Annotated in this window: 9 protein-coding genes; 2 read left to right on the forward strand and 7 right to left on the reverse strand. The window is 46.5% G+C overall.

Annotated elements, in window-relative coordinates:
* Window positions 1-52: 52 nt before the first annotated feature.
* Both P3C17_RS03470 and P3C17_RS03475 read right to left on the reverse strand, forming a co-directional pair.
* On the reverse strand, window positions 53-574 hold the full coding sequence (locus P3C17_RS03470; protein ID WP_300928115.1) for a GNAT family N-acetyltransferase: 522 nt from the start codon (window positions 572-574) through the stop codon (window positions 53-55).
* A gap of 23 nt (window positions 575-597) precedes the next feature.
* On the reverse strand, window positions 598-876 hold the full coding sequence (locus P3C17_RS03475) for a peptidylprolyl isomerase (RefSeq protein ID WP_233080453.1): 279 nt from the start codon (window positions 874-876) through the stop codon (window positions 598-600).
* A gap of 293 nt (window positions 877-1,169) precedes the next feature.
* Here P3C17_RS03475 and P3C17_RS03480 point away from each other — a divergent pair, with 293 nt between their 5' ends.
* A complete protein-coding gene (locus P3C17_RS03480) occupies window positions 1,170-4,919 on the forward strand; it encodes a S8 family serine peptidase (protein WP_300928116.1) in 3,750 nt (1,249 codons plus the stop codon).
* Window positions 4,920-5,114: 195 nt separating this feature from the next.
* Here the strand turns inward: P3C17_RS03480 and aguA are convergent, their stop codons facing one another.
* The 3 genes from aguA to P3C17_RS03495 all read right to left on the reverse strand — a co-directional run bounded on the left by aguA (window position 5,115) and on the right by P3C17_RS03495 (window position 8,018).
* The gene (gene aguA, locus P3C17_RS03485) at window positions 5,115-6,221 is read right to left on the reverse strand and encodes an agmatine deiminase (protein WP_300928117.1); all 1,107 of its coding nucleotides are present in this window, start codon (window positions 6,219-6,221) and stop codon (window positions 5,115-5,117) included.
* 1 nt (window position 6,222) lies between these two features.
* Window positions 6,223-7,113, reverse strand: a complete 891-nt coding sequence (gene aguB, locus P3C17_RS03490) for an N-carbamoylputrescine amidase (RefSeq protein WP_300928118.1) — start codon at window positions 7,111-7,113, stop codon at window positions 6,223-6,225.
* A 263-nt stretch (window positions 7,114-7,376) separates the two neighbouring features.
* On the reverse strand, window positions 7,377-8,018 hold the full coding sequence (locus P3C17_RS03495; protein WP_300928119.1) for a peroxiredoxin-like family protein: 642 nt from the start codon (window positions 8,016-8,018) through the stop codon (window positions 7,377-7,379).
* 154 nt (window positions 8,019-8,172) lie between these two features.
* On the opposite strand from P3C17_RS03495, the gene P3C17_RS03500 reads away from it, so the two are divergent.
* Window positions 8,173-9,333, forward strand: a complete 1,161-nt coding sequence (locus tag P3C17_RS03500) for an FAD-dependent oxidoreductase (protein WP_300928120.1) — start codon at window positions 8,173-8,175, stop codon at window positions 9,331-9,333.
* On the opposite strand, the gene P3C17_RS03505 is transcribed toward P3C17_RS03500, so the two are convergent.
* Together P3C17_RS03505 and P3C17_RS03510 are read right to left on the reverse strand one after the other, a co-directional pair.
* On the reverse strand, window positions 9,326-11,662 hold the full coding sequence (locus tag P3C17_RS03505) for a beta-L-arabinofuranosidase domain-containing protein (protein ID WP_300928121.1): 2,337 nt from the start codon (window positions 11,660-11,662) through the stop codon (window positions 9,326-9,328). The two genes, P3C17_RS03500 and P3C17_RS03505, sit on opposite strands and share 8 nt — an antisense overlap.
* A gap of 64 nt (window positions 11,663-11,726) precedes the next feature.
* The gene (locus P3C17_RS03510; RefSeq protein ID WP_300928122.1) at window positions 11,727-12,674 is read right to left on the reverse strand and encodes a glycoside hydrolase family 43 protein; all 948 of its coding nucleotides are present in this window, start codon (window positions 12,672-12,674) and stop codon (window positions 11,727-11,729) included.
* Between the last annotated feature and the right edge of the window lie 14 nt (window positions 12,675-12,688).

Raw genomic sequence — 12,688 nt, forward strand, 5'->3', positions numbered from 1 at the left:
GATAGTCAGAACCTAAAAAAGCAGCGCAAGCTGCTTTTCTAATGATGGGATATCAATCGTCTTTGGGATCAAGCGGAGTCGCCAGCGTCAGCTGATAAAAAGCTAAATCCAGATAACGACCAAATTTAAAGCCCGCCTGAGTGATAGTGCCGCTGTGGCTAAAGCCATGTTTGGTATGCAAGGCAATGCTTGCTTCGTTGGCTGCATCTATACCCCCAATCAGCAGGTGATAATTCTCCAGTTGGGCCTGCTCGATAATTTTTTGCAGTACCAAAGCACCATACCCTTTACCTTGCTGATCCGATGCCACATACACCGAATGTTCGACTGAATACTTAAAAGCAGGAAACGCCCTGAATGTGCCATAACTGCCAAAAGCCACCAGCTGATCCTGCTCGTTCAGCAGGCCCAGCACCGGGAAATTTCCCGCTGTTTTGTTCGCAAACCATTGTTGCATAGTCGCCATAGTGCGGGGTTTGTATTCATACAAAGCTGTGGTATTCACAATGGCGTGGTTAAATATTGCCAGAATAGCTTCGGCATGTTCGTCATAACTGCAGTGCACAAAACGCATCGGTTCTCCGTTCACTTATTCTGTCAGCTTCTGTACAGGGTTTTAATCAGATGATAACCAAACTGGGTTTTGATGGGGCCATGTACTTCCAGCACTGCTTTTTTAAATACCACTTCATCAAAAGCCCTGACCATCTGGCCAGGTTTAAACTCACCTAAATCACCGCCTTTTTTGCCCGAAGGGCACAGAGAATGCTTTTTAGCTAAATCATGAAAACTGGCGCCTTTGGCCAGTAGTTGTTTTAATTTTTCTGCTTCTGCAGCAGTTTTTACCAATATATGGCAGGCGCAGGCTTTGGGCATGGCGTTTATCCAGTCTGAACTAAATTGTAGTGCTAGTTTAAACAGCCCGGGCTGCATTGCCCAGATGATATAGAGCTTTGTAAGCATATAAGTAACTGATGAATAAATATCGTGCTCAAAGTTTGCGTGTCTGTAAACTCCTGCTAACACCAATGCAAAAGCGTGTGACAATCATGTTTTGATGTGTTAATTAATGTAATTGAGGTGTGCGTGATAAAAGTCATAGAACTTGAAGTGTACCTAAAACAATAAGATGGTCCAGAGAAATACATAACATCCTAAACGGAGATTACATGAAACACATTGGAAAAACAGCGCTGGCTTCAGCTATAGGCTTGGCATTATCTTGCGGTGCAACAGCTGCAACATTTGAACAATATAAAATGGGTACGCAGTCAGTTAAAGATTTGTTGGCTGGCAAAGAAGCAAAAGGCTCCATAGCTAAAAATCAAGCTCAAGGTATTCCGTCTTCCTATTATGTTGTTTTAAAACAAGCGGGTTTACAGGATTTAAGAAGCTCAGATCCGGCGTCTATACGAGCGGCCTCAGCAAGTATTGCTGACTCCGTACAATCAGTAACTTCCGCCTTATTAACTTTAGATCGTAACGCTCAGGTACTGGCTACTACAAAAAATCTGGCATCAGGTTTAGTGGTTCGTGCATCAGCCGATGCGTTGCAAACACTTCAGTCAAATCCAGCTGTCGCCTCTATTTATCCTGTTTATGACAGCAAACCAATGGCTGCTGACAGTGCTGTTTACATGAAAGCAGATGCCGTAGTCAACGCTGGCATAGCCTCAGGTAAAGGTATTACTGTTGCTGTGCTTGATACTGGTATCGATTACACTCACAAATCAATGGGCGGCGCAGGTACTGTAGCGGCCTATAACGCTGTAGACCAAAGAGCTATGCCAACCTGGCCTCAAGGTAAAGTGTTAGGTGGTTACGACTTCATTAATAATGATCCAAACCCTATTGATCCTCGCACTGGTGGCCATGGTACTTTTGTTGCCAGTTCAGTCAGTGCCATTGCACCTGACGTAGAGTTTTACGGTTATACCGTCTGTACCGGAACTTGTCCTGGTGCCGCTCAAATCGGTGCTTTAGATGCCGCTTTAGATCCAAATGGTGATGGCGATATTTCTGACCGTGTGGATGTGATCAATATGTCATTGGGTGGTGACGTAGGTACTACAAACGCCACCAGCGGTACTCAATTCTTAATCCAGAAAGCGGCCACTCTGGGCATCAATATGGTGATTTCAGCCGGTAACGATGGCCCGAATCCATTTATTGTTGGTGGTCCAAGTACTACACCAAACGCTTTATCTGTGGGCGCTATGACGCACCCGACCGGATCTTCACTTCTTTTCGAGGCTACCGAGATTGATGGCAAAGAAATTGAAATGATCCCATCTGGTTTCAACAAACCCGGTGTATCTTTTAGCTTTAACAATACAGCTAACCAATTAGTTTTTGTTCCGACTAATGCTCAAGGTTGTACTGCTTTTGAAGCTGGTTCATTAACAGGCAAAGCGGTGCTGATTGACCGCGGTACCTGTAACTTCACAGCAAAAGTGATTAATGCTCAAAATGCTGGCGCAGTTTTTGTGCTTATTGCTAATAACGCTAATGGTTTAGGCCCTGTGAATGCGGGCGGTGCTGATCCGGCCGTAGCTATTCCATCTGTAGGTATTTCAAAAGAAGATGGCGATGCGATTAAAGCTGCATTGGTCAACGGTGATGTGACTTACAACATAGTTGCGAACTCTATCAGCTCTGCCGGTGGTTTGGCGACTTTCACTTCGCGTGGCCCTTCTATTGAAGGTTTATTAAAACCAGAAATTACCGCTCCTGGCACTAATATAGTGATGGCAGCTGTAGGTACTGGTGATCAAACGGCCTTAAACTCAGGTACTTCATTTTCTGGCCCTATGACTGCTGGTGCTGCGGCTCTGTTGCGTGAAGCTATGCCAAACCGCACAGCTCAGGAAGTGAAAGCTACCCTGATGAATACCGCGGATATGGACGTTTATACGCTGCCAAAAGCGCACCCTGATGCTGAATTAGCGCCTATCTCTGCTATGGGTGCTGGTTTAGTCAATGTTGAGAAAGCAGTAAATCTGCCGGTTGCCGCTTGGGTTGAGGATCCGAAATTTAATACTGCTCAGGCTGCCTTGTCTTTTGGTCTGAATACTCTGACTGAAACTATAACTCTGACTAAAACGGTCACGCTGAAAAACTTTGGTACAGAGCCAAAAACCTACAGCCTGAGCATTCAGGATCGTTTTGCCGCTGATACTGAAACCGAAGCCTTAAGCTGGGTTATTCCTGAAACTGTTACTGTTGCGCCTGGTCAGTCGACTAATTTTGATGTGGCAGTGACTATTGATCCAACTAAGTTACCTGAGTGGGAGCTTGCTAATACATCAGTATTAACAGAGAAAAACGAGCAGCTGACGACAGTTGAATACGATGGAGCGTTAGTTTTTAACGATGCAAGTACTGAAGCAACCAATGACTTACATCTGGTTTATCATATCCTGCCAAGAGCTAATGCGGCTTTGGAACTGAGTAGCAAATTTGTTGATGATACATCAGTAAAAGTAGTGAAAAACGTTGGAGCTGTAGCTGCGGATATTTTTGCAACTCAGTTAGTTGGTACGTCTGAGAAAGATGAAAGTGTTGCGTACGATTTACGTGCGGCTTCTCTTGATGTGGTTCAGGTGCCAGCAACGTACTGTACTTCCGGCTTAATGCTGGCTCCTACTTTAACTCTGGAGAATGGTTTAAGTCATCTTCAGCAAGTGAACGTGGGTGTGGATTTAGATATCGATAATGACGGTGAATACGACCATCAGTTGAACAGCCTCTTGCTGACTCGTTTAGGTACTAACTTCGCTGCTTTCCCTGCTGTAATGGGTACTTTTGTTACACCATATGGCAGCTACAGTGGTTCTGTAATGGATTTGTTCCATTCAGTGGGTCAACGTAGTGTTACCTTATCCGCGTGTTTTGAAGATATTGGTTTGTCTACAGCTGATTTAGGCCGCACTATCGGTACGCGTTATCGCACCATTAATGATGGTAATGCTATTGGTGCAGATTGGGGTCCTGAACTGGATGATTCTATTGAAGCTTCTGCCCGGTTGGTTGCAGCTCCAACAGTCACTTTAGTTTCAGTAAGTGCAGATGTTGAGCCTACTTCTGATAGCGCATCACCTTCTGCAATAGGAGACGAGTTAGATAGCCTGGCACCAGGTCAGGAAGCTCAAATTGTGATTGAGGGTGCTGGTGGTGCTGGTGTAGTGCTGTTATCTGCAGTAGGTGATGTGGCTTTTGCTGCTGAAACACCATCGTCAACAACGGCTCCAGTTATGGCTGAAACTGTTGACTACAGTATCAACGAAAATAGCCCAGCAGGAACAGTATTAGGTCAGTTGACTGCTGAAATTGGCTTACTTGACCCTGAGATCGCAGAGTTCCTGGTTGCAGGTAGTTCAAGCCAGGCTTTCAATGTTGAGAAAAATGGTACTGTAACTGTAGCTAATGCCTCTTTACTGGATTATGAAGCTGGTTTTACCAGTGCTCAAATCTCTGTTGTTGCAGTGAACCAGGCGGGTAACATCTCCGCACCAGCTACTGTAAATATCGCAGTGGCTAACGTGCCTGATGCACCTCCAGTAGTTACTGCATCTGCCGCTTCTGCGAACGTAGTGGCAACAGTAACTGCAGCTGGTACTATGGTAGGTAATGCAGCGGTAACTATTAACGAAGCTGGTGCGACTCTGGATAAAGTGACAGTGACACCAGCTCTGTTTGCACATACAGATGGTAAAATTGTTCTTGTTCGTAAGCCGAACGCAGGAGAGTCAGGTACTGTGGCTGTGACTGTAGTTGCAACTGACAGTGCTGGTTTAACTTCTAATACGGCTACATTCAATGTAACCATTGCTCCTGAGCCGAAAAAATCAAGCGGTAGCTTAGGTTGGTTATCTCTGATGTTATTACCTCTGGCTTTATTACGCCGTCGTCGTAAATAACCGAACTTTATAGTTCAAGTCAAAAACCGCCGTTTTATCGGCGGTTTTTTTATGGACGCTATGCCGCAACTGTCGGGAACCTTGTTACGACTATATTGTTACGACTATGTCGCCTCAGATGCACCGGTGATGCAAGCCATAAAAAACGGGACTTGAAGTCCCGTTTTTCTTTGCTCACTTTAAATTAAAGTGAAATCAGGCTGGTTGTTGCTGGGTAATACAATGCACGTTACCGCCACCTAATAAAATCTCCCGACCAGGCACAGTGACCACCTGATGCTGTGGAAAGAGTTTCGTTAAGAGGTCGATCGCAACCTGATCATTGGCATCGTCAAATACCGGCAGCACCAAACCCCCATTGCATAAATAGAAGTTGATGTAAGAACCGGCTAAACGGGCTTCAGATTCACGAGGTACTGCTGCACCTGTTAAATCCACAGTAGCGTATTCGTCTGCTTTGGCCAGCATAGGAGCGGGCACAGGCAGCTTGTGTACTGTGAATTTACGGCCTTTGGCATCAGTGCTGTTTTCCAGAATTTCTAAAGCTGCGCGTGAACGTTCGTACTGTGGATCGTTTTTGTCGTCAGTCCAGGCCAGCAATACTTCAGCCGGGCCGACAAAACAGCACATATTGTCGACATGACCATCGGTTTCGTCGTTAAAAATGCCTTCTTTCAGCCAAATGACTTTATCAATACTTAAATAGTCCGACAGCATCTGCTCGATTTGTTCGCGCGTTAAATCCGGGTTACGGTTTTTATTCAGCAAACACTCTTCAGTGGTTAATAAAGTGCCTTCGCCATCGACATGAATAGCACCACCTTCCAGCACAAAGCCTTCAGTGCGGTAACGTGCTGTGCTTTCTATGTTGGCAATTTTTTGCGCAACCTGATCGTCTCTGTGCCATGGGAAATATAAACCACCGTTTAAACCGCCCCAGGCATTAAAGGTCCAGTCCACCGCCCGCACTTCTTTGCCATTGGTGACAAAAGTAGGGCCTGTGTCACGGCACCAGGCGTCGTCTGTTGAGGTTTCAACCACACGAATTGGGTGAGTGGTTGGCTCTAAGCTCAACTGCGCCTGAGCATTGGCAAACTGAGCAGCAGAAGCCAATACAGTCACAGGCTCAAAACGGGCAATAGCACGAATGACTGCACAAAAGGCGTGTTGCGCTGGCTTGGCGCCTAAACGCCAGTTGTCGGTGCGCTCTGGCCATACCATCCAGGTTTGTTTATGCGTGGCCCATTCGGCTGGCATAAAAAAACCATCGGCACGAGGTGTACTGTTTAAGGTAACAGCCATCTTAGTTGTTACCTTCAGTTGGGGTAGTTTTGCCGTCTTTGGTTAAGATAGCACCGTATAAGTCGATACGACGGTCACGGTACACGCCCCAGTTACGACGGTTTTTCGCTGTTTCGTCTAAATCGAAAGTGTGAACCAACACAGCTTCGCTGACTTCGTCGGCTTCTTCTACTTTTGCACCAAACTCGTTGGCAATAAAAGAACTGCCGTAGAAGGTAATAGCAAAGTCGTCTTCGGTTTCACGGCCAATACGGTTCGATGCAATCAATGGCACTAAGTTAGCAGCTGCATGGCCTTGCTGAGTACGTTGCCAGTGTTCACGCGAATTGACTGTTTCATCATGAGGTTCAGTACCAATAGCAGTAGGGTAGAACAACAGTTCTGCGCCCATTAATGCCATGCTGCGGGCACATTCAGGGAACCATTGATCCCAGCAAATACCAATACCAATTTTGGCATAAGCTGTATCCCAGACTTTAAAGCCTGTGTCACCTGGAGTGAAATAGAACTTTTCGCTATAACCCGGGCCATCAGGAATATGGCTCTTGCGGTATAAACCTAAGTTGCTGCCGTCGGCGTCAATTACAGCTACAGTGTTGTAGAAGCAGTTGCCGGCTTTTTCATAAAAGCTGATAGGCAGCACCACATTCAACTCTTTGGCAATTTTGCTGAAGTGTTTAATAGCCGCGTTGTCTTCGACACTAGTCGCGAACTCTAAATATTCATACTTTTGTTTCTGGCAGAAGTAGTTACGCTCAAACAGTTCCTGCAGCAGGATGATCTGGGCGCCCTGTTCAGCGGCTTCACGGACTAAGCGCTCACCACGGGCAATATTTTCTTCTACATTCCAGCCACCAATCATTTGGGTGGCGGCCACAGTTACCTTACGCATGCAAAGTCTCCTCAAGCCAGAGCTATAATTCAAAATAGAATTCAAAACAGAATTCAAATAAAAAGATGCAGCTACTCTAGTCAGTTTTGCCCTCAAGGGCAACCAAAAGCCAGGGCTGCAAGGGCGCGCAAAATGCCGTATTTTTGCGCGCTCGTCAATGAGTTTTACAGTGTTGGGGCAGAGTTTCAGGGCAGTTCGTGCTGCCCTGAATTAACTATGGGTGGATATGCATAAATACTGGGTTTTTAGTGAATGTATGTAGCTTATTTGCTTTCTTTGGCCAAACGAGCCGCCAGCAGCAACAGCTCAGGCTGCAGGCGGACTTTGTAATTAATATGTTGATAGCTGTACTGCACTAAACCCTCTTTGTTCAGGATATAAACAGCAGGCACGGGCAATACCACTTTGCCGCTGCTTTGTTCTTTATTCAGATTCAATTTGTAGGTGTTTAAATAGGTGGCACTGGTTTTTTCATCCAGATAATAAGCTACTCCAAAAGCAGAACTTAAATTGAACTGACTGTCCGATAACAAGGTATAAGTAATGGCAGCATCTTTAGTGTCTTTTAAACTGGCCTGAACTGCCGCCGGACTGTCTGGTGTGACGGCTATCAACTGGTAACCCAGAGCTTTGAGTTTAGGTTCAATCTCACGCAAAGCAGCCAGTTGCAGGTTGCAATAAGGACACCAGCCACCGCGGTAAAATACCAGCACTGTGTCTTGCTGCTTTAACACTGAATTGAATTCTACAGCTTTGCCTGTCGCATCCTGCAGACTGACCACAGGCGCCTGCATGCCATTTAATAAGGGTTTAATATCTTCAGGGCTTTGGGCAATACGGGGTTCTGCCAACAGGCTAAAACTGAAAAGGCTGAGGCTAAGTAACAGAATATGCTGAATTTTCATTTTGGTTTTTCCTTAAGTGATATGAGCTTATATACCGGAGTTGTCTGGATATTCTTTCAGCGGCTGCTGAATAAATGACGAATAATTGCTGATATAGCGCAAAGTAAAAATCGAAAAGCAGGGTAGAATGTTCTGAAGTGAGCAGGAGGTTGTTGTGCTGGATATATTAATTGTAGGTGGTGGTATGGTGGGCGCTTCAGTGGCGCTGAAGTTAAGTCGTGCTGGTTTACAAGTGGGCTTAATTGAAAAACAGCCTGTCTCAGCTTATGACCCACAAAGTACTGTTGATCTTCGTGTATCTGCTATTAACAGACGCAGCGAACAGTGGCTGACGGATTTAGGCGCCTGGTCTTTACTGCAGCAATGGCGTTTATGCCCTTATAAACGTTTACAGGCGTTTGAAGGCGAACAGGCTGGACTCACTTTTCATGCCGATGAAGTAGCACTGACCCATCTGGGCCATATTGTTGAAAACAATCTTATTCAGCAGGCGCTGTGGGCCAACTTTCCTGCCAACTTGCAGTTGTTTTGCCCAGCCACTGTGACTGGTTTTGAGCAGCATACTGACTATGCCAGTATCAGCACAGCAGAATTTGGTGAGCTGAACGCTAAACTGGTGATAGCCGCAGACGGTGGGCAGTCGCAGCTGCGCCAGTTAGCACAAATTGCTGTGTCGGGCTGGCAGTATCAGCAAAGCTGTTTAGTGGTCATAGTCAATACAGAGTGCGAGCAGCAGGATATGACCTGGCAGCAATTTAACGAATCAGGCCCACGGGCTTTTTTACCTTTGCCAGGTAAGCAAGGCTCTTTAGTTTGGTACGACCATCATCATAAAATTAAACAGCTGGCGGCATTATCTAAAACCGCTTTGGCTGAACAGATCCAGCAGGCTTTTCCGGCCAGGCTTGGCAACATTACTGTAGAACAAGTGGCCAGTTTTCCGTTAGCCCGGGTGCATGCGAAGGACTATGTCAAAGGACGGCTGGTGCTGGTAGGGGATGCAGCTCACAGTATTAATCCGCTGGCAGGCCAGGGCGTGAACTTAGGTTTTGCCGATGCGATGCTGTTGTCTGAGCTGCTGGAGCGCTCTTTTGCACAAGGTCAGGATTTAGCAGACCGTACTTTGTTAAAGCAGTACCAAAGCACACGTCAGCGTGAAAATGCGCTGATGATGTCGGCTATGGATCTGTTTTATCAAAGCTTCAGCAGCAGCTTGCCCCCTGTGCGTTTTTTACGTCAGTTGGGTTTAGCTGTGGCAGAAAAGGCTGGCCCGTTAAAGCACTGGGTCAGCCGTTATGCGGTGGGCATCAGTTAAGCGATAACTTCAGCAAACGCACCTGATAGAGTCCACCGGCGATGCTGCCGGGCTTGGCGACAAATTTGATCCTGAAATGATCGGCATTTTTCGGCAGCAAATCATTCGGGATTGGATAATCGACACTGTACCAGTCCGGCCCCAGGCCGCTTTTCAGCTCCACGTCGGTTAGCTTTTTATCATCCAGCCAGACTTCAAACGCTCGTCCGCCATCCAGACCAAAATACTCCAGCCTTAAGGTCAGATTTTGCTGGCCTTTGTGGCTTAACTGATAACTAAACCAGCTTTTACTGTGCCGCCAATGTCGGCCCAAATTGATACCCGCTTCGCTTTGTTCACCCTGATAAAAATGGTCCGATTCAGGCTGCTGTTCGCCTGGATAGACTTTATCCAGCGTTTGTTGTTCCAGTAAAGCTGCGGCTTTATCTTGCTGTTCTTGCGCTGTTTTTTGTTGTTGCCAGCCTTCAAGACTAGTGTGCTGAAAGTAAATTTGGTATCTGCTGTCATGCAGCCGGAAAAAAGGGATCAGCTCTGGCTGACCTTGTAAAAAGCCCTGGCCAGTGCTGAAGCTCAAGGGTTGATTGGGCAGACGCTTTAAACTGGCGAGGAAGTTTTTTGTATCGCCGATATAAAGTGGGGCAGCGGAGACAGGGCAGGTTGGGCCCGACGCTATATGGCCCATACGGCTGTCATCACCGATAAATTTTAAGCTTTCGTTTTTAAAAGGGGCACTGCGACTGGCAAGCACTATAGGGCCGTACAATACCGCATGATAATCAGGCTTAGCTGGCATAGGGTCCAGATTTAACTGCATCGGCAGCTCAAGTTTCACTTTGTCGCCTTGCTGCCAGGGGCCAGCAAGCAGAATATGTTCACCGGCTTTGGCGGTCAGCTGAACGGCTTTACCATTACGCCAGACTTTAACGGCACCAGCCCAGGATGGATAACGCAGCTGCAGGTTCAGTTCGCTTGCTGCGTCAAATACCAATTCAGTGCTGTTTTCATCTGGAAACAAGGTCTGCTGGTGCAGTTTTATTTGTGGAGTGTTCATGCTGGATGCTATCCACAAATTCACTTGCAAAGCGTTGTTATCAAAACTGTAAATAAATTCGCCATGTTTGCTATGGCTTTCTATGCCTGATCCCACACAGCACCACATGCCTTGATCCACTTTGGAATAAACCCGGTAATGTTGGGGCCGCATCGGGGTAAAATAAACAAAGCCGCCATGCTCCGGATGCTGGCTGGCCAGAATATGGTTCCACAAGCTCCGCTCATAATAATCGAGGTATTTGCTCTGGCCAGTCTGACGGTACAGCAGCATGGAGAGTTTCAGCATATTGTAGGTATTGCAGGTTTCAGGCCCTTCCACTTCATTTAACATAGGGTTGAAGTCGTCTTTGGGATGAAAATGCTCCCGCACGCTATTACCACCTATTGCGACAGTGCGCTGCTCTACCACTAAAGACCAGAAGTATTCAGCGGCTTTTAACCAGTTTTTATCGCCGGATAGTTCGGCAATACGGGCAATACCTACCACTTTAGGAATTTGGGTGTTGGCGTGCAGACCTGTCAGCTTATCTTCGCCTTTCAGCAGTGGTTCAAGAATACGTAATTCGGTAAAGTCTTTGGCTAATGTCATATAGCTATTGTCATCAAAAATGACCGCCATATCAGCCAGTACTTCGTTCATGCCACCATGTTCGGTCAGCAGCATTTGCTGTATCTGGGTAGGATTTAAATTTTTGACCAGACTTTTCAGCCAGTTGCCATAATTCAGCAACAGGGTCTTGGCGCGCTTATCGCCGGTTTGCTGATAGATATCCCGCAGGCCAGCGAAAGTTTTATGGATATTGTAAAAAGGCACCCAGTGTTTATTCAGGCTAAATAAATCGGCTTCAATCTGGCCTTGCTGAATTTGTTGCCATAAGGCTTTACTGCCGGGCACTCCGCCTAAATATCCCTGCTGTGCCTGCTGGATTTTCTCAAGTTCGGTTAGTAAGTAATCCAGTCGGGCTTTGATCTGCTCATTTGTTGTAGCGCTAACCATAAAAGCCAGAGCTGTTAAATAATGCCCCAGCATATGACCGTCTAAACCGGTATTTTCCCAGTTGCCATAGGACTCCACCTTGTTTTTAATACCAGCTTCACGGCGCAGTGGTGCCAGTAATTTGTCTGCATCCAGCGCCAGTAAGTACTTCAGATTGGTTTGCTCTGAATGCAAAAAGGGGCCGTCGGTCAGCTTTACTGCAGACAAAGGCAAGGATTCTACGGCAGCCAGCGATAAAGTTGTAAAGCAGAGTAGGGCAGTAAATAACCTGATCATCATCAATCCCCTAAAATTAGGGTCAGATCACATTGTTAACAGTTAACAATGTGATCTGACCCCATTTTCATTCTTGTAAAGAAGGGCGGCCAAATACCGGCATACCCTGATCATCCCAACTCAGCGCTTTAACATAGGTATGGCGGTTTGGATCCCAAAGTGGATCGCCAACTATTTCAGTGTAAGTGCGGGCGTGATACACCAGTAAATCGGTGTTGCCATCAGCCGATACTGTAAAGCTGTTATGGCCTGGGCCATAAACTTTATGCTCAAAGCAGCTTTGCAGCACTGGCTCTGGCAATTTATGCCAGCTCTGTGGGTCCATCAGGTTGGCATTTTCATCGGCCCACAATAGCCCCATGGCATAGTTTTCATCTGTGGCACTGGCGGAGTAGCTGATAAATACTTTGCCGTGACGAATCAACACGCTTGGGCCTTCATTAACCCAAAAACCACGGGTTTCCCAGTCAAATTCAGGTTTACTCAACAGCACAGGCGCGCTGCTGATGTTGTCCGGTGTATCCATAGTAGCCAGGTATAAATTGCTGTTGCCTTCAATCTGGTTATCTTTTTGCGCCCACAAATAATACAGCTGGCCTTGGTGCTCAAAGGTGGTAGCGTCCAGACAAAAGGTATCGATACCTGTATCTATCTGGCCTAAAAACTGCCACTGCCCTTCAATAGGGTTAGCGTCTTTGCAGCACATCACATACATACGGTGCTGAAACAGTTTATTTTTAATCTCGCGACTTGGGGCCGCTGCAAAGTAGATATACCAGGCACCCTGACGAAAATGAATTTCCGGCGCCCAAATAAGCTCAGAATAAGGGCCTGACTCTGGTTTTAACCAGGCAGTGATTGGAGTGGCCTGAGGCAGCTCTTCAATAGTACGGGCGCGGCGCAACTCAACTCTGTCATAGGCCGGCACAGAGGCGGTGAAATAATAATAACCATCACTATGACGATAAATACAGGGGTCGGCCCGCTGTTCAATTAAAGGCGTTAACAATCGCATAAAAACTCCAGTGC

Origin of the sequence: Rheinheimera sp. 1928-s, assembly GCF_029269265.1 — a bacterium.
Classification (GTDB): domain Bacteria; phylum Pseudomonadota; class Gammaproteobacteria; order Enterobacterales; family Alteromonadaceae; genus Pararheinheimera.